The sequence below is a fragment of the Priestia sp. YIM B13491 genome (assembly GCF_042787605.1).
GTDB lineage: Bacteria > Bacillota > Bacilli > Bacillales > Bacillaceae_H > Priestia > Priestia megaterium_E.
In genome coordinates, this window is sequence record NZ_JBHZOR010000001.1 from 435,578 (window position 1) to 453,632 (window position 18,055).

General features: G+C 39.1%; 15 protein-coding genes. 12 read left to right on the forward strand and 3 right to left on the reverse strand.

The genetic code is table 11. The features are described from left to right. The first annotated feature begins 11 nt into the window (after positions 1 to 11). The 3 genes from recN (at position 12) to spo0A (ending at position 4,218) form a co-directional block, all read left to right on the forward strand. Positions 12 to 1,739 (forward strand): DNA repair protein RecN, encoded by a 1,728-nt coding sequence (recN, locus tag ACFX4E_RS02250; protein WP_028410663.1) that lies wholly within the window; start codon positions 12 to 14, stop codon positions 1,737 to 1,739. Between the two features lie 182 nt (positions 1,740 to 1,921). Next, positions 1,922 to 3,202: a SpoIVB peptidase gene (gene spoIVB / locus ACFX4E_RS02255; RefSeq protein ID WP_016765539.1), complete on the forward strand. Its 1,281-nt coding sequence runs from the start codon at positions 1,922 to 1,924 to the stop codon at positions 3,200 to 3,202. A gap of 227 nt (positions 3,203 to 3,429) precedes the next feature. After that, on the forward strand, positions 3,430 to 4,218 hold the full coding sequence (gene spo0A, locus ACFX4E_RS02260) for a sporulation transcription factor Spo0A (protein ID WP_013084985.1): 789 nt from the start codon (positions 3,430 to 3,432) through the stop codon (positions 4,216 to 4,218). A 390-nt stretch (positions 4,219 to 4,608) separates the two neighbouring features. On the opposite strand, the gene ACFX4E_RS02265 is transcribed toward spo0A, so the two are convergent. Then, positions 4,609 to 5,940: a peptide MFS transporter gene (locus tag ACFX4E_RS02265; protein ID WP_013084983.1), complete on the reverse strand. Its 1,332-nt coding sequence runs from the start codon at positions 5,938 to 5,940 to the stop codon at positions 4,609 to 4,611. Between the two features lie 312 nt (positions 5,941 to 6,252). Continuing rightward, a complete protein-coding gene (locus tag ACFX4E_RS02270) occupies positions 6,253 to 6,405 on the reverse strand; it encodes a YycC family protein (RefSeq protein WP_013059130.1) in 153 nt (50 codons plus the stop codon). Between the two features lie 125 nt (positions 6,406 to 6,530). Between ACFX4E_RS02270 and ACFX4E_RS02275 the strand changes: the two genes are divergently transcribed. After that, positions 6,531 to 7,259 carry a glycerophosphodiester phosphodiesterase gene (locus ACFX4E_RS02275; protein ID WP_028410665.1) on the forward strand — a complete coding sequence of 243 codons (729 nt, stop codon included), beginning with the start codon at positions 6,531 to 6,533 and terminating at the stop codon, positions 7,257 to 7,259. 12 nt (positions 7,260 to 7,271) lie between these two features. Here ACFX4E_RS02275 and ACFX4E_RS02280 read toward each other — a convergent pair whose 3' ends face one another. Further along, positions 7,272 to 7,523 carry a DUF2627 domain-containing protein gene (locus tag ACFX4E_RS02280; protein WP_013059128.1) on the reverse strand — a complete coding sequence of 84 codons (252 nt, stop codon included), beginning with the start codon at positions 7,521 to 7,523 and terminating at the stop codon, positions 7,272 to 7,274. A gap of 175 nt (positions 7,524 to 7,698) precedes the next feature. Here ACFX4E_RS02280 and ACFX4E_RS02285 point away from each other — a divergent pair, with 175 nt between their 5' ends. From ACFX4E_RS02285 to ACFX4E_RS02320, 8 genes are all read left to right on the forward strand, one after another. Then, on the forward strand, positions 7,699 to 9,768 hold the full coding sequence (locus ACFX4E_RS02285; protein WP_028410666.1) for a sigma-54 interaction domain-containing protein: 2,070 nt from the start codon (positions 7,699 to 7,701) through the stop codon (positions 9,766 to 9,768). A gap of 238 nt (positions 9,769 to 10,006) precedes the next feature. Further along, positions 10,007 to 10,918 (forward strand): phosphate butyryltransferase, encoded by a 912-nt coding sequence (gene yqiS, locus ACFX4E_RS02290; RefSeq protein ID WP_028410667.1) that lies wholly within the window; start codon positions 10,007 to 10,009, stop codon positions 10,916 to 10,918. A 12-nt stretch (positions 10,919 to 10,930) separates the two neighbouring features. Next, on the forward strand, positions 10,931 to 12,034 hold the full coding sequence (gene bcd, locus ACFX4E_RS02295) for a branched-chain amino acid dehydrogenase (RefSeq protein ID WP_013059125.1): 1,104 nt from the start codon (positions 10,931 to 10,933) through the stop codon (positions 12,032 to 12,034). 96 nt (positions 12,035 to 12,130) lie between these two features. Then, positions 12,131 to 13,210 carry a butyrate kinase gene (buk, locus tag ACFX4E_RS02300; protein ID WP_377237931.1) on the forward strand — a complete coding sequence of 360 codons (1,080 nt, stop codon included), beginning with the start codon at positions 12,131 to 12,133 and terminating at the stop codon, positions 13,208 to 13,210. 28 nt (positions 13,211 to 13,238) lie between these two features. Beyond that, positions 13,239 to 14,660 (forward strand): dihydrolipoyl dehydrogenase, encoded by a 1,422-nt coding sequence (gene lpdA, locus ACFX4E_RS02305; protein ID WP_028410669.1) that lies wholly within the window; start codon positions 13,239 to 13,241, stop codon positions 14,658 to 14,660. A gap of 20 nt (positions 14,661 to 14,680) precedes the next feature. Then, entirely contained in the window at positions 14,681 to 15,673 is a 993-nt protein-coding gene (locus ACFX4E_RS02310) for a thiamine pyrophosphate-dependent dehydrogenase E1 component subunit alpha (RefSeq protein WP_013084976.1), read from the forward strand. 12 nt (positions 15,674 to 15,685) lie between these two features. After that, a complete protein-coding gene (locus ACFX4E_RS02315) occupies positions 15,686 to 16,669 on the forward strand; it encodes an alpha-ketoacid dehydrogenase subunit beta (RefSeq protein ID WP_013084975.1) in 984 nt (327 codons plus the stop codon). Positions 16,670 to 16,684: 15 nt separating this feature from the next. Next, a complete protein-coding gene (locus ACFX4E_RS02320) occupies positions 16,685 to 17,944 on the forward strand; it encodes a dihydrolipoamide acetyltransferase family protein (protein ID WP_028410670.1) in 1,260 nt (419 codons plus the stop codon). Positions 17,945 to 18,055 lie beyond the last annotated feature (111 nt).

The following is an 18,055-nucleotide window of genomic DNA, read 5'->3' on the forward strand; positions in this document are numbered from 1 at the left end:
AGTGAAGCAGGTTGTTAGCTGAATTATCCATTAAAAACTTTGCGATTATTGATGAACTTTCTGTTTCATTTGAAAAAGGCTTAACGGTATTAACAGGCGAAACAGGAGCGGGGAAATCGATTATTATTGATGCCATTTCATTGTTAGTAGGTGGAAGAGGCTCTTCGGAGTTTGTCCGCCACGGAACAGACAGAGCCGAAATTGAAGGACTTTTCTTATTTGATGAAGAACAGCATCCAAGTCATGAAAAAGCTAAACAAGTCGGTTTAGAAGTGGAAGATGGAATGATTGTGCTTCGCCGAGACATTACCACAAATGGGAAAAGTATTTGCCGGATCAACGGTAAGCTCGTAACGTTAGCTATCCTGCGTGAAGTCGGACAGACGTTAATTGATATACATGGACAGCACGAGCACCAAGATTTAATGAATCAAGATCGTCACTTAACTCTTCTTGATCAATATGGAGGAGAAAAAGTAGAAGAGGCTTTGACGGAGTATCGAGAGGTATTTTCTAGGTATACATCGCTAAAAAAACAGCTCGATCAATTAACTGAAAATGAACAGCAGATGGCACATCGCCTCGATCTTATTCAATTTCAATTAGATGAAATCAAAGCGGCAAATTTGCAGCTGAACGAAGACGAGGAACTAAATGAAGAGCGTTTGAAGATTTCTAACTTTGAAAAGATCTATACGTCGCTAAACGATGCGTACAATGCGCTGCACGGTGAACACCAAGGTTTAGATTGGGTAGGTGTAGCCATGAATCATACGGAGGATATTTCGTCACTGGAAAAAAACTATGCCGAAATTTCTGAGATCATTTCATCGAGCTTCTACCAGCTAGAAGACGCATCTTATAAAATTCGTCAGCAGCTTGATTTATTAGAATTTGATCCCAAACGCTTAGATTTTATTGAAGCGCGTTTAAATGAAATTAATCACTTAAAGCGTAAATATGGTCAAAGTGTAGATGAAATTCTAGAATATGCAGCGCAAATTGAAGATGAAATTGATCGTATTGAAAATCGAGATACGCATGTGAGCAAGATCAAAGAAGAGTTAAACAGTGTAGCACAGGATTTATTAGTAGAAGCTAATAACGTTTCAGCTATTCGAAAAAAACTTGCTCAAGAGTTAACGGACAGCATCCATCATGAGCTTCAAGAACTGTATATGGCTAAGACCGTATTTCAAATTAAATTCTCTGTTGTAAATGCAGGTAAAAATGATGTTGAAGTAAATGGAGAAAGAATAAAATTCACCAAAGACGGCATTGACAACGTAGAATTTTATATTTCTACCAATCCTGGTGAACCGTTAAAGCCTCTTGCAAAAGTAGCATCAGGAGGAGAACTGTCAAGAATTATGCTGGCGTTAAAAAGCATCTTCTCTAAGCATCAAGGCGTGACGTCCATTATCTTTGATGAAGTTGATACAGGCGTAAGTGGAAGAGTAGCTCAATCGATCGGTGAAAAAATACATGCTATTTCTGTTGATTCACAAGTTCTCTGTATATCTCATCTGCCTCAGGTAGCAGCAATGGCAGATACTCATCTCTTTATTGCTAAAGAGATAAAAGGCGATCGTACAACGACGTCTGTTCTTCCATTAACTGTTGACGAAAAAGTAAAAGAAATTGGTCGAATGATTGCAGGAGCTGAAATTACAAGCTTAACAAAGGAACATGCCAAAGAGCTTTTAGATTTAGCGGATAAGATGAAGCACACCATTTAAAAAAACACCTTTTAACACGTAACAGTATGTGTTAAAGGTGTTTTTTTATACAAAATGGAGGAACTGAAAATGTTTCCTTGCACTTCTTTTCATTTTTCTCTGAACTTCTGTTATAAATGCGCTCTAAGAAGGCTAAATTAAATGTGTAGCCATTTAGGCGAGGAAGCGAGGAGAGTGAAAACATGCAAAATCGATACAGACATATAATTGGTGCGATTCTCCTTGTTTCGTTCATTTTTGTAGGATTTATTCCAGTTGTGCAACAATATATACACATTCCAAAACAAATCGTCTTATTTGAACAGCAAAAAGAAAAAATTAATACGACATTACCGCTTAGCGTAGAAGCTTCATCACCTGTTTACGATGTAACAAGTAACAAGGCGAAGCTGACCGTAGCAGGCAAACAGGTAGGCAAAGAAGAGTTGATGCTTCATTTGGCCGGTATTCCTGTAAAGCGTGTAGATGTGCAGGTATTATCTGATTTTAAAGTCATTCCAGGTGGACAATCAATCGGTGTGAAATTAAATTCAAAAGGTGTTCTTGTTGTAGGCTATCATCAGGTAGATACAGCAAAAGGTAAAAGATCTCCTGGCGAAATTGCGGGTATTCAAGTTGGAGATATGATTACGAAGATTAATGGTAAAACCATTGAAAAAATGAGTGATATTACACCGTTTATTCAGCAGGCAGGAAAAACGGGTGAACCATTAAATCTGCATATTTTAAGAGAAAAAAAGCAGTTTGATACTAAGCTGTATCCGTTAAAAGATAAGCAAGATTATGCGTACAGAATCGGTTTATACATCCGTGATTCAGCTGCAGGAATTGGCACAATGACTTTTTATGATCCAAAATCTAAAAAATATGGCGCTTTAGGCCACGTTATTTCGGATATGGATACAAAAAAGCCAATCGTAGTAGAAGATGGACAAATTGTCCGTTCGACCGTTACATCAATTGAGAAAGGTTCTAACGGCGTTCCGGGTGAAAAGCTAGCAAGGTTTTCTGAAGATAGACAAATCATTGGAAATATTACACGAAATAGTCCTTTTGGTATTTTTGGAAAATTGTCTTCAACGATGGAAAACGGAATAATGGATAAAGCAATGCCAATTGCCCTATCTCATCAAGTAAAAGAAGGACCGGCTAAAATTCTAACGGTAGTAGATGATGATCAAGTGGAAGAATTTGATATTGAAATTATGAGTACTATACCTCAAAAGTTTCCGGCTACTAAAGGAATGGTTATTAAAATTACAGATCCTAAATTGTTAAAGAAAACAGGTGGAATTGTTCAAGGAATGAGCGGGAGCCCGATTATTCAAAACGGTAAAGTCGTTGGAGCGGTTACCCACGTTTTTGTAAATGATCCTACCTCGGGTTATGGTGTCCATATTGAATGGATGCTTAACGAAGCAGGAATTGATATTTATAAAAATAATCGAAAAAAAGCGAGCTAATGTTGTCATTAGTTCGCTTTTTTTGATAAAAATTATTGTCGTAAATGTACGAGAAAAACGTCGAAAAACAAAGAAAATAAGAGAAAATCGAATAAATTCCATTTAAAAGACTTTTTTCTAAAAAAATAAAGGAAATAATGTTGCATTGTCGAATTTGTCCTTTAGAATAAAGAATAGAGACACGTAGGAAACGACGTATAACATAAAGGACTGAGGAGGAAGCTGCATTGAAAAAAATTAAAGTATGCTTGGTTGATGATAATCGGGAACTAATTGGTTTGCTTGAAGATTATATTTCAGAGCAAGAAGACATGGAAGTAATCGGAGTAGCTTACAATGGACAAGAGTGTTTATCCATTTTAAAAGATAAAGATCCGGATGTTCTTGTATTAGACATTATTATGCCGCATCTAGATGGATTAGCAGTTTTAGGTCAGTTAAAAGAAATGAAAAAAGAAAATTATCCAAATGTCATTATGCTAACAGCATTTGGGCAAGAAGACGTAACGAAAAAAGCGGTTGATTTAGGAGCTGCTTATTTTATTCTAAAGCCGTTTGATATGGAAAACTTAGTGAATCATATTCGTCAAGTTAGCGGACAAACATCTTCATTTATGCAACGTTCATCTTCTTCCATGCGTTCACATCGCGACAGCAAACCAGCAAATTTAGATGCAAGCATTACGAGCATCATTCACGAAATTGGTGTACCTGCTCATATCAAAGGCTATTTGTATTTGAGAGAAGCCATTTCAATGGTATATAAGGATATTGAGCTGCTTGGGTCGATTACAAAAGTACTGTATCCTGATATTGCAAAAAAATATAATACAACGGCAAGCCGCGTTGAGCGTGCCATTCGTCATGCCATTGAAGTAGCATGGAGCCGAGGAAACATTGATTCCATTTCGTCATTATTCGGGTATACTGTCAGCATGTCAAAAGCGAAGCCGACAAACAGTGAATTTATCGCTATGGTTGCGGATAAATTACGCCTTGAACATAAAGCGAGTTGAAAGGGATAGGACTGCTGGAATTACGGGGTTTTGAGTGAGCTGATACCTTTTGTAATACAGAGTACATGCCGATAAATCTTTGGAATTTACACTAGATAGTAAACTAAAAACCAATAAACTTTTTACTGCAGGGCCAATGAATTTTACTCATTCATTGGTCTTTTTATTTTGTTTTAAGAGGTGAAAATATTGAGGTTAATGGAACGTGCATCTTGTTTTTCTTCATATCCATTGTGGAGTATTTTATTGAAATAATTTATTTAATTGTTATGAGGGTTTTGTGTTTGAAAGAAGATTTAGAAGATGCATTGAAAAATTCATGTCCATATTTTAAATGGGATATAGATAAGTAAATTATAAAAAAGCAGCCTTCAGAAAAGGCTGCTTTTTTTAATCCATTAATTTAGCAATCGGTTTTGAAAGGAACAGAACAATAATTCCAAGTACAATTGTTACAGCTCCGATTAAGCTGAAGATATCGAAATAACCTAAAGACTGTGTATAAGATGCAAGAACACCCGCTAGCTTATTAGCAACAGCAGAGCTTGCCATCCATACGCCCATTAAAAGAGAAGCAAGCTTTAATGGAGCCAGTCTACTTACCATAGACAGCCCTACTGGCGAAATCATAAGCTCAGCTAGCGTGTGCAGGAAGTAAGTGAAAATCATGAACAGGATATTTACTTTTAAAGCTGGGTCATTACCAGTATACATAACGGCTGGAATTAAAATTAAGAATCCTAATCCCACTGTCACAAGTCCCATACCCATTTTTGTTGGCGTTTTGAAATCACCGCGTTTTGAATTTCCGAGCTTGTACCAAACTAGTGACATAATTGGTGCTAAAATCATGATAAACAGCGGATTCAATGATTGGAACCACTCTGTTGGAACCGTGAAACTACCTATTTGACGATTAATTTGATCTTGAGCATATAGCGTTAAAGAACTTCCGGCCTGTTCAAAAGCTGTCCAGAAAGCAATAACAACGAAGGCTAGAATAACGATAGCAACCGTTCTTTTCTTTTCTCGTGCTGACAGCGGAGCAGTTGATGTTTGAGATGCCGCTGCGTGAACTTTTCCTGTAGGCTCTTTCCCGATATCACCTAAGTAGCGATTAGCCAGTAGGTTAAATAAAATTTGTCCAACAACCATTCCGATAGCTGCTGTTAAAAATCCGTATTTGTAACTCATTAATCCAACAACTAATGGTGCGAAAAATGCACCAAAGTTAATACCCATATAAAAAATGGTAAAAGCACCGTCACGGCGAGGATCATTTTCTTCATAAAGATCTCCGACCAATGTGGAGATATTTGGTTTGAAAAATCCGTTTCCGATAATTAATAAAGCAAGTCCGATATACAAAGCGGCTACACTTTGATGAATGAAGATGGAAAAATTCCCGAGTGCCATAATCACACCACCGATAGTGATGGCTAGCCTTCTTCCGAGGAAGCGGTCTGTTAAATATCCGCCAATCATCGGCGTAATGTAAACAGCACTAGTGAATGTTCCATATAAGCTCAGTGCAGTTGCTTTATCTACCCCTAGTCCACCTTGAGCAGCGGTAGCAGTTAAATAAAGAACCAGAATGGCTCTCATTCCATAATAACTAAATCTTTCCCATGCCTCAGTAGCGAATAATAAGTACAGTCCAGGAGGGTGTTTTTTCCTAGACCCATTTGGCTGCTGATTTTCGTGTTGTACAGCTGCTTGCATAATGAAGTCCCCCTAAATTTTTCTCATACTATTTAATTCTTTTGTTTGAATTGATCAAAAAATCAGAATATAAGTACTGGAATAAATATAATGTCTTTTTATTTTAGTAGAAAAACAATAATTTCGTCAATGAAATTATATGGAAAAATCAAAAAATAATTAAATATACACAAAAAAGTATTAAATTACTTATTTAAAAGCATTTTTAAAAATACATTTATATTATTAAATATTCTAATATATGTTATAGGGAATGAAATGAGAAGGTAATACTATTTTTGGAAATGAAAATTCAAAAGAAAAAAGGATCTGTTATTCAGATCCTTTTTTATCTTCGCTCGCATTTAATTCAGCAAGTTTCTGCAGCAAAATATGCTGAGGCATATGCATTAATTGCTCTAGGGGGATATTTAATTGTTCCGCTAATTTTACGGCTGTATCCGGTGAAATTTGCAGTGGTCTCATACACAACAACCTCCTTTTGCATATAAAGTAATGAAAGTAAAAAAAGTATAAACAGTAAATTCGTGCTTTCACTATTAAGTAATGCTAAAGTTAATAATAAGTGATAATAGAGGAGTTGAGCAAGTATGTTTGTAATAGGTCATCGCGGCGCAGCTGGAACGTTTCCTGAAAATACGATGATTTCCTTCAAAGAAGCAGCGAGAGTCGGAGCACACGGAATTGAACTTGATGTGCATATGACAAAGGATGGAGAACTTGCTGTAATTCATGATGAAAAAGTAGATCGAACGACGAATGGAAAAGGGTATGTAAAAGATTTTACGTATCAAGATTTAAAAAAATTAGATGCGAGCTATAAGTTCAAAAAAAAGTATGGAGTATGTAAAATCCCCACGTTAAATGAAGTAATGGAGTGGGCTTCAAGTGAAGGAATTAGCGTAAACATTGAGTTGAAAAACAATATATTTGACTATCCATACTTAGAAATGAAAGTCTTGGATTTAATTTATTTATACAAGATGAAGGATCGAACGATGATTTCATCTTTTAATCATAACAGCTTAGCCCGAATTGGTTCTTTGGATTCTACGATTGAAACAGCTATTTTATATTCTTATCCGATGTATGAGCCTTGGGTATATGCGCAGCATCTTGGCGCAAAAGCTCTTCACCCTAATCAGCGTACCGTTAATGAAGTAAATGTAGCGGCTTCAAAAGATTGTCAAATTCCAGTGCGACCTTACACAGTAAATGATGTAAAAGTAGCTGAGCAGCTTCGAAAATATGGATGTGAATCCGTTATTACCGATTATCCAGAAAAAATGGTGAAGCAATTTGGAGGACGCTTTTCGTAAAAAAACATCGCATTAATGCGATGTTTTTTTATCTTTTTGAAATCTGTTTTGAACTTTGTTTCGCTTGCGGTCTCTGTGCAGAATAAAGCCGGCAACAAATCCAAGGCCGATTAAAAATAATAGAAGCCCGACTGAAAATTGCAAAAATAAAGAAGGGAACGGGGATTGCAGGATGCCAAAAATCATATCTCTCATAAGTTTAATGCCATAGCCAGCGAGTATACCGGGAATAAGTAAGATTAGCAGTGCGATAATTCGAACCATAAATGCTCCTTTCGCTTCTCTTTTTTAAAATGAATGCGTTTACATTTCGAAACCGTTATACTTGAATCATAAAAGAACTAAATAAATTGTCAAGAGCGTTTCTTTTTTTATATGATAGGTATATGCAATATTTTGCACGGGATATGTACATATTAAGTAGAAAAGGTGAAAAAATATGCAAAATGTGTTGATCGTTGGAGGAGGAAAAGGCGGATTAGCTCTTCTGAAAATCTTGTTGGAAACAGAATTTATGAAAGTGATTGGTGTAGTAGACGTACGAGCTAACGCGCCGGCTGTTTTGCATGCGCAAGAACAAGATATTTCAACCGGAATGAATTGGGAGCCTTATATGACAAAGCAGCTCGATGTCATTGTTGAAACAACAGGTAAACAAGGCGTCTTTCAACAATTGCAAAGAAGCAAACCCGCTGATGCACTGGTAGTGCCGGGATTGGTTGCTGAAATTATGGCAAATCTGATGGAGGAAAAAGAAGAGTTAATTCAGAGGTTAAAGCAAGAATCGTATAAATATGATCTTATTTTTAACGCAGCTCATGATGCGATGGTCGTGATTGATAGGAATGGATATATTACGCTATTTAATCAAAGTGCCGAGCGCTTGACGAACTTTTCACACAGAGATGTAATTGGCAAGCATCTTCATGAAGTCATTCCAAATAGTAAACTTGTTGATGTTCTTCATACAAAAACGATTGATCAAAATAGTGAATTTGTGTTAGATAGCGGACGCAAGGTAATTACGACTAGAATACCAATACTCGACGAGAATGGAGAGCTGTTTGGGGCCTTTTCCATTTTTAAAGATATTACGGACGTTGTCGGATTGGCAGAAGAAGTTACGAACTTAAAAGAAGTACAAACTATGCTTCAAGCTATTATTCAATCTTCTGAAGAAGCTATTTCGGTTGTCGATGAAGAAGGAAGAGGGATTTTAATTAATCCTGCTTATACGAGAATTACGGGTTTAAAAAAGACGGATATTATTGGTCAGCCCGCGACTGCTGATATCTCTGAAGGAGACAGTATGCACATGAAGGTGCTGCAAACAAGGCGTCCTGTTCGAGGTGTAAGAATGAGGCTAGGTCCGAGTAAAAGAGACGTGGTTGTCAATGTTGCACCCGTTATTGTCGACGGGAAATTAAAAGGCAGCGTTGGCGTTATTCATGATATGTCTGAAATTCAAGAGCTTACAAATGAACTCAAAAGAGCGCGTCAAATTATCCGAACGCTTGAAGCAAAATATTCATTTGCTGATATCATTGGGCAATCTGAAGAGTTTCAGTTAGCAATTGAGCAGGCTAGACTTGCTGCTAAAACACCAGCTACTGTTTTGCTTAGAGGTGAATCTGGGACGGGTAAAGAGTTGTTTGCACATGCGATTCATAATGCGAGCAGCCGAAAATTTAATAAATTTGTCCGGATTAACTGTGCTGCGCTTTCTGAGTCTTTGCTTGAAAGCGAACTTTTTGGGTACGAAGAAGGAGCTTTTTCCGGGGCAAAAAGAGGCGGGAAACGCGGCGTTTTTGAAGAAGCCAATAACGGTAGCATCTTTTTAGATGAAATCGGGGAGCTCTCAGCTCATATGCAGGCTAAGCTGCTTCGGGTGCTTCAAGAAAAAGAGCTTATTCGCGTTGGAGGAACGACTCCTATTCCGGTGAATGTTCGCGTTATTGCAGCTACGAATGTGAATTTAGAAAAAGGAATGGCTGATGGAAGCATCAGACAGGACTTGTATTATCGGCTAAACAAAATTCCGATTCACATACCTCCTCTTCGGAAGAGAAAAGAGGATATTGGTGCGCTTGTTACACACTTAATTACAAAAATTAATCAAGATTACGGCCGGCATGTTGAAGGAGTAACAGAGCGGGCTTTACAGTCATTAAGATCATACGACTGGCCAGGAAACGTCAGAGAGCTTGAAAACATATTAGGCAGAGCGATTATTTATATGCACTATACAGAAACAATGATTGATTCTGTTCATCTCCCTTCACTTGAAGGTAAGGGCAAAAAAGAAAAAAATCAGGTGAATGAAGAGGTAGTATTCGAAGGGAAGACTTTAGCGCACATGATGGAAAATTACGAAGCGGAACTTATTCAAAAAGTGCTGCTTGCAAACGAATATAACCGAACGAAAACAGCAAAACAGCTCAATATTTCGCTGCGTTCTTTGTATTATAAGTTGGAAAAATACAATCTTGCAAATAACAGCATGCAATAAAATGCATGGTGTGCAATTTATTGCATATAAATAGAGAGGTATTCTTTTTTTCTATTTGGTGTTAGAATCAATAAAAAATTTTTTTTGTGCGTAAGAACCGATATAAGCAGCTATATTATGTAATATATGCAGTGGATGGCACAAATCTTGCATGTATTTTAGGTGACTGCATAAACGCGCAGTATGCTCTTTAAAACGGAGCAAAAGAAAGAATGAAAAAGGAGAGGTCGAACATTCCATGACTCTTGCTACCATCTTATCTCGGGTTGCTAAGCAGTCTTCTTTGACTGTTGCTGTTGCTGCAGCTGAAGACTTAGAAACAATTGAGGCAGTGTATGAAGCTGTGTCAAGGGAAGTTTCTGAATTTATTTTGTTTGGCAATGAAACGACAATTAATGAATTATTCAGGCAGTACCGCCCATCCTTACTCACTCATAAGGCTGTGACGGTCGTACATACGGAGTCCGTTTTAGAAGCGGCTCAATTGGCTGTGCGTTCAGTTCAGCAAGGTCAAGCTCATATCGTAATGAAAGGGAATTTATCCACATCGCTTATTTTAAAAGCTGTGTTAAATAAAGAGCATGGTTTGCGTACGGGAAATGTTTTATCACATGTAGCTGTGTTTGACGTTCCTCACTATGACCGTCCGATTCTTGTAACAGATGCAGCTATGAATATTACGCCGTCTCTGGAAGAGAAAGTTCAAATCATTCAAAATGCGGTGAACGTTGCCCACTCGATTGGGATCGAGATGCCAAAGGTAGCTCCTATTGCAGCGGTTGAAGTTGTGAACCCTTTGATGCCTGCAACAGTAGAGGCTGCACTTCTTACACAGATGAACCGCAGAGGACAAATTAAAGGCTGCGTTATTGATGGACCTTTAGCACTCGACAATGCCATTAATATAGAAGCAGCCAAGCAAAAAGGCATTCAAAGTGAAGTTGCCGGTCAAGCAGATATATTACTCGTTCCAGCAATTGAAACAGGGAACGTCTTATATAAATCCCTCATTTATTTTGCTAAAGCAAAAGTTGGAGCTATTCTAGCGGGAGCAAAAGCTCCGGTCGTCTTAACATCCAGAGCAGATTCATCAGAAAGTAAATTATACTCACTGGCGCTTGCTATCAGCGTCGCTCAACAGAATTCTTAGGAGGCACTAACAATGAAAATTTTTGACTATATGGAAACATACGATTATGAGCAGTTATTATTTTGCCAAGATAAAGATTCAGGCTTAAAAGCCATTATTGCGATTCACGATACAACAATTGGACCAGCCCTAGGCGGTACGAGAATGTGGACATATGAATCAGAAGAGGCTGCAATTGAAGATGCGCTTCGTTTATCACGCGGAATGACTTATAAAAATGCAGCAGCAGGCTTGAATTTAGGCGGAGGGAAAACGGTTATTATCGGAGATCCTCGCAAAGACAAAAATGAAGCGATGTTCCGTGCATTTGGTCGCTTTATTCAAGGATTAAATGGTCGATATATTACAGCAGAAGATGTGGGCACAACGGTAGAGGATATGGATATTGTATATGAGGAAACGGATTATGTAACGGGTGTATCTCCTGCTTTTGGTTCATCAGGCAATCCATCACCAGTCACAGCCTACGGTGTATACCGAGGAATTAAAGCAGCAGCAAAAGAAGCATTTGGAACAGATATGCTTGAAGGAAAAGTAGTAGCTGTCCAAGGCGTAGGAAACGTAGCATATAATTTATGCCGCCACCTTCACGAAGAAGGAGCGAAACTTATTGTAACGGATATTAATAAAGAAGCTGTTCAGCGTGCGGTAGAAGAATTTGGTGCGCAAGCAGTAGACCCGAATGATATTTATGGTGTAGAATGTGATATCTATGCTCCTTGTGCACTCGGAGCAACGATTAACGATGAAACGATCCCTCAAATAAAAGCAAAAGTTATTGCAGGGGCAGCTAATAATCAATTAAAAGAAACGCGTCATGGTGATTTAATCCATGAATTAGGCATTGTATATGCACCGGACTATGTTATTAATGCAGGAGGCGTTATTAACGTAGCTGATGAGCTAGTTGGATATAACCGTGAGCGTGCGCTGAAAAAAGTTGAAGGTATTTATGATAATATTGAAAAGGTAGTTGAAATCTCAAAACGAGATGGCATTCCAACCTATCTAGCAGCAGATCGCTTAGCTGAAGAAAGAATTGAAAAGCTGCGTCGTTCACGCAGTCAATTTTTACAAAATGGACAGCATATTTTAAGTAGACGTCATACGCGCTAATGTTTGAGCTGAAGGCTAGGCAAAAGGAATAAATGAAATCCTTTCGACCTAGCCTTCGTTTATGAGAATGATAAGGTAGGAGGACATTTGTTGGATATGCACGAATATCGAATGCTGATAATAAATCCGGGTTCAACGTCCACGAAAATTGGCGTGTTTCACAACGATAAACCAATTTTTGATCGAACAATCCGCTACGATTCACAGCAAATGAATCAGTTTGAGACGATATATGCACAGTATGAGTTTCGTAAAAACTCGATTTTAGAGGCACTTGATGAAGAAGGGATTAATTTATCTAAATTAAGTGCAGTATGTGGAAGAGGAGGGCTTTTACGCCCGATTGAAGGCGGCACATACGAAGTAAATGAAGCCATGCTCAAAGATTTAAAAGATGGTTATGCCGGCCATCATGCTTCAAATTTAGGCGGGATTTTAGCGTTTGAGATTGCGTCTGGATTAAATATTCCAGCGTACATTGTTGATCCAGTGGTGGTAGATGAGCTAAGTGACATCGCTCGTATCTCAGGAACTCCTTTTATGGAAAGGAAAAGCATCTTTCACGCGCTGAATCAAAAATCGGTTGCTCGAAAAGTGGCTAAAGAAATGAATAGCACATACGAACAACTGAACGTTATTGTTACCCATATGGGTGGAGGCATTACAGTCGGAGTTCATCAACGCGGAAAAGTAATTGATGTGAACAATGGCCTGCACGGTGACGGTCCTTTTAGTCCAGAGCGCGCTGGCGGTGTACCGGTTGGTGAATTAGTTCGTCTTTGCTTTTCAGGTCAGTATTACCGCGATGAGATTATGAAAATGCTTGTAGGAAAAGGCGGGCTTGTCGGTTATTTGGGCACATCTGACGTGCAGAAAGTCGAAACGCTAGTGAAAAATGGAAACGAAAAAGCTAAGCTTATTTACGAAGCAATGGCTTATCAAATTTCGAAGGAAATTGGAGCTGCCAGTACGGTATTGCATGGAAAAGTAGATGCCATTATTTTAACGGGAGGCATTGCTTATTCAAAAGCGTTTGTTGAGCTGATTATTAATCATGTAAAGTGGATTGCAGATGTCATTGTTTATCCTGGAGAAAATGAGCTTCAAGCGCTAGCTGAAGGGGCTCTCCGAGTGCTTACAGGTGAAGAAGAAGTGAAGGAATATAAAGGCGCTTAATAGCGTTTGCAGAAAGGTGTGAAGCAGTGTGGCAAAAGAATATGATTTGGTCATTCTCGGCGGTGGAACCGGAGGGTACGTAGCAGCTATTCGTGCCTCTCAGTTAGGTCTATCAGTAGCGGTTGTGGAAAAAAATAAGTTAGGCGGCACATGCCTGCACGCAGGGTGTATCCCAAGCAAAGCTTTACTAAGAAGTGCAGAAGTCTATCAAACGGCTAAGAAAAGCAGTGAATTTGGCGTAGAAACGTCCAATGTACTATTGAACTATGCACGTGTACAAGAACGAAAGTCAGAAATTGTTTCACAGTTACATAACGGTGTTAAACAGCTAATGAAAAAAGGTAAAATTGACGTGTATGAAGGAATTGGACGTATTTTAGGACCTTCTATTTTTTCTCCTATGCCAGGAACCATCTCCGTCGAATTAAAAAGCGGTGAAGAAAACGAAATGCTTATTCCAAAGAATGTAATTGTCGCAACCGGGTCTCGTCCTAGAACATTACCTGGTTTAACGATTGACGGAGAGAAAGTAATCACTTCAGATGAAGCATTAAAGATGGAAACACTTCCTGCTTCTATTATTATTGTGGGAGGCGGCGTCATTGGAATTGAGTGGGCGTCAATGCTCACAGATTTTGATGTTGATGTAACGGTTGTGGAATACAGCGATCGAATTTTACCAACAGAAGATCAAGATATCTCCCGTGAAATGACGAAGCTTTTAAAAGCAAAAGGAGTTACCATTATTACTTCTGCTAAAGTAATGGCTGATACACTGTCTATTGATGGTCAGGTGAAAATTTCCGCTCAAGTAGGAGACGATATGCAAGAATATGAAGCAGAAAAGCTGCTTGTATCTGTAGGGCGTCAAGCGAATGTCGAAGGAATTGGTCTCGAGAATACTGATATTGTAGTAGAAAACGGTGTGATTGCCACGAATGATTTTTATCAAACGAAAGAATCTCATATCTACGCAATTGGAGATGTGATTGGCGGACTGCAGCTTGCACATGTAGCTTCTCACGAAGGAATTGTAGCTGTGGAGCATTTACATGGTGACAAGCCTTTGAAGATTGATTATACAACAATCTCTAAATGCGTATACAGCAGCCCGGAGGCAGCAAGTGTAGGATTAACAGAACAAGAAGCAAAACAGCAAGGATTTCAGCTGAAGGTTGGAAAGTTTCCGTTTAAGGCCGTTGGAAAAGCTCTTGTATATGGAGAGGCAGAGGGATTTGTTAAAATTATTGCCGATGCCGACACAAATGATGTTCTTGGTGTGCATATGATTGGACCTCATGTGACGGATATGATTTCTGAAGCGGGTCTTGCAAAGGTATTGGATGCTACACCATGGGAAATTGCTCATACCATTCATCCTCATCCTAGCCTTTCAGAAGCGATGGGAGAAGCTTCATTAGCTGTAGATGGAAAAGCGATTCATTTTTGATGATTAAAGGAGGTTTAAACATGACAAAAAACCGTCATGAATCATTAGGATTAACTGATGAACAAGTACTTGAAATGTACCGCACTATGCTGCTTGCAAGAAAAATTGATGAGCGTATGTGGCTATTAAACCGTGCAGGGAAGGTGCCTTTTGTTATTTCATGTCAAGGTCAAGAAGCCGCTCAAGTTGGCGCAGCTTTTGCCTTAAACAGAGAGAATGATTACATATTACCTTATTACCGCGATCTGGGTGTTGTACTAGCATTTGGAATGACCGCGCGCGATTTAATGCTTTCTGGGTTTGCTAAAGCAGAAGATCCAAACTCAGGAGGTCGTCAAATGCCAGGTCACTTTGGGCATAAGGAAAAGCGAATTGTAACAGGATCTTCTCCAGTTACAACACAGGTGCCTCATGCAGTAGGAATCGCTTTAGCAGGACGATTGGAGAAAAAAGACTTAGTAACGTTTGTCACGTTTGGAGAAGGATCTTCTAACCAAGGAGATTTCCACGAAGGCGCGAACTTTGCAGGTGTTCATAAGCTTCCTGTTATCTTTATGTGTGAAAATAACAAGTATGCGATTTCTGTTCCGGTTGAAAAGCAGCTAGGATGCGCAAAAGTATCTGATCGTGCGATTGGATATGGTATGCCAGGCTACACAATTGATGGAAACGATGTCCTTGAAGTATACCGAGTGGTAAAAGAAGCAAGAGATCGTGCATCCAGAGGAGAAGGGCCTACTCTTATTGAAACTGTTTCAGAGCGTTTGACTGCCCATTCAAGTGATGATGATGATCGTGCATATCGCGGAGCAGAAGAATTGTCTGAAGCTAAAAAGAGCGATCCGCTTGCGTACTTTGCGACTTATTTAAAAGAGGTTAACGTGTTAACCGATGAACGAGAAAAGCAAATGCTTGATGATATTATGAACATCGTTAATGATGCAACAGATTATGCTGAAAACGCTCCTTATGCAGAAGCGGAATCGGCTTTAAAATACGTGTACGGTGAGTAAGGAGGAGAACATATGCCGGTTATTTCATATATTGATGCAGTAACAATGGCCATTCGTGAAGAAATGGAAAGAGATTCCCGCGTGTTTGTATTAGGAGAAGACGTAGGGAAAAAAGGCGGCGTATTTAAAGCAACCAACGGACTGTACGAACAGTTTGGGGAAGAAAGAGTTATTGACACACCTCTTGCAGAGTCTGCTATTGCAGGCGTAGGAATCGGAGCGGCAATGTACGGCATGCGTCCGATTGCTGAAATGCAATTTGCTGATTTTATTATGCCTGCAGTCAATCAAATTGTGTCAGAAGCAGCAAAAATTCGCTATCGTTCTAATAATGATTGGAGTTGTCCAATTACAATTCGAGCTCCTTACGGCGGCGGAGTTCACGGCGCTCTTTATCATTCTCAGTCTGTTGAAGCACTGTTTGCCAATACGCCAGGGTTAAAGATTGTGATGCCTTCTACGCCTTATGACGTAAAAGGATTATTAAAAGCAGCTATTCGTGATGATGATCCAGTTCTTTTCTTTGAGCATAAGCGTGCGTACCGTTTGATTAAAGGAGAAGTCCCTGAAGATGATTATGTACTTCCGATCGGCAAAGCAGATGTAAAAAGAGAAGGAGACGACATCACGGTTATTACATATGGTCTTTGTGTACACTTTGCTCTTCAAGCTGCTGAAAAACTGGAAGCAGACGGTATTTCAGCACACATCTTAGATTTAAGAACGGTCTATCCGCTTGATAAAGAAGCTATTATAGAAGCAGCATCTAAAACAGGTAAGGTTCTGCTTTTAACGGAAGACAACAAAGAAGGCAGCATTATGAGCGAAGTAGCAGCTATTATTGCTGAACACTGCTTATTTGATTTAGATGCGCCAATTCAGCGCCTTGCTGGCCCTGATGTTCCAGCTATGCCGTATGCACCAACAATGGAAAAATATTTTATGGTGAATCCAGATAAAGTAGAAAAAGCAATGAGAGAATTAGCTCAATTTTAAAAGGAGTTGTATCAATTGGCTATTGAAAAAATTACGATGCCGCAGCTCGGTGAAAGTGTAACAGAGGGTACAATTAGCAAATGGCTCGTTTCTGTTGGAGATCACGTAAATAAGTACGACCCGTTAGCTGAAGTCATGACGGATAAAGTAAATGCTGAAGTGCCTTCTTCTTTTAGTGGAACAATTAAAGAGTTAATTGCAGGTGAAGATGATACTTTGCCTGTAGGAGAAGTGATTTGTTTAATTGAAGTAGAAGGAACTGTACCTCAAGAAGAACAGAAAACGTCTGATAAGACTGTAGAAGAATCAGCGCCAAAAACAGCGGACAGTCAATCCAATAAAAGCCGATACTCTCCAGCTGTTATGCGCCTGTCGCAAGAGCATAATATTAATTTAGATGCCGTGACAGGAACAGGAGCGGGCGGCCGCATTACGAGAAAAGATATTTTAGCTGTTATCGAAAAAGGCGGAGCTGCTGAAGTGAAAGAAACACCTGCATCAACAGTTCAGCCAGAAGCACCTGTAGCAGCAGCTGCTCCAAAAACGCAGCAGCCCGCGCCGGTTGTGTCCGCAGCAGGAGATCAAGAAATCCCTGTTACAGGCGTGCGCAAAGCTATTGCAGCAAATATGCTTCGCAGCAAGCATGAAATTCCACATGCATGGACAATGGTTGAAGTTGATGTAACGAACTTAGTTTCTTATCGTGATGCATTAAAGACGGAGTTTAAACAAAAAGAAGGTTTTAACTTAACGTATTTTGCGTTCTTCGTAAAAGCAGTGGCTCAGGCTTTAAAAGAATTCCCTCAAATGAATTCAATGTGGGCAGGGGATCGTATTGTTCAGAAAAAGGACATTAATGTATCGATTGCTGTTGCAACAGACGATGCTTTATTTGTGCCGGTTATTAAACAAGCCGATGAAAAGACAATCAAAGGCATTGCGCGTGAAATTACCGAACTCGCGCAAAAAGTTCGTACGGGTTCATTGAAGTCTGAAGACATGCAGGGCGGAACGTTTACTGTTAACAACACAGGCTCATTTGGTTCCGTGCAATCAATGGGGATTATTAATTACCCTCAAGCGGCTATTTTACAAGTAGAATCTATTGTAAAACGTCCGGTTATTATTGATAACATGATTGCTGTTCGAGATATGGTTAACTTATGTTTATCACTTGATCACCGCGTGTTAGACGGCTTGGTGTGCGGCAGATTCTTGGCAAGAGTTAAAGAGATTTTAGAATCTACGTCTAAAGAGAATACGTCCGTCTATTAAAAAAGAGGCTGGCGCAAAACTGTTTTAGCTGAAGGAAGATCCGAACGATGAATTGAGATTCTTGATAGAGAATCCCACTCGTTCGGATTTTTTTATCGTGATGGTAAATGT

Bases quoted from the DNA above. Each gene is read 5' to 3' on its own strand.
- ACFX4E_RS02315 (WP_013084975.1), top strand. From the start codon at position 15,686: ATGCCGGTTATTTCATATATTGATGCAGTAACAATGGCCATTCGTGAA.
- ACFX4E_RS02285 (WP_028410666.1), top strand. From the start codon at position 7,699: ATGCAAAATGTGTTGATCGTTGGAGGAGGAAAAGGCGGATTAGCTCTT.
- spoIVB (WP_016765539.1), top strand. From the start codon at position 1,922: ATGCAAAATCGATACAGACATATAATTGGTGCGATTCTCCTTGTTTCG.
- yqiS (WP_028410667.1), top strand. From the start codon at position 10,007: ATGACTCTTGCTACCATCTTATCTCGGGTTGCTAAGCAGTCTTCTTTG.
- ACFX4E_RS02275 (WP_028410665.1), top strand. From the start codon at position 6,531: ATGTTTGTAATAGGTCATCGCGGCGCAGCTGGAACGTTTCCTGAAAAT.
- buk (WP_377237931.1), top strand. From the start codon at position 12,131: ATGCACGAATATCGAATGCTGATAATAAATCCGGGTTCAACGTCCACG.
- ACFX4E_RS02270 (WP_013059130.1), bottom strand. From the start codon at position 6,405: ATGAGACCACTGCAAATTTCACCGGATACAGCCGTAAAATTAGCGGAA.
- ACFX4E_RS02310 (WP_013084976.1), top strand. From the start codon at position 14,681: ATGACAAAAAACCGTCATGAATCATTAGGATTAACTGATGAACAAGTA.
- bcd (WP_013059125.1), top strand. From the start codon at position 10,931: ATGAAAATTTTTGACTATATGGAAACATACGATTATGAGCAGTTATTA.
- ACFX4E_RS02265 (WP_013084983.1), bottom strand. From the start codon at position 5,940: ATGCAAGCAGCTGTACAACACGAAAATCAGCAGCCAAATGGGTCTAGG.
- ACFX4E_RS02280 (WP_013059128.1), bottom strand. From the start codon at position 7,523: ATGGTTCGAATTATCGCACTGCTAATCTTACTTATTCCCGGTATACTC.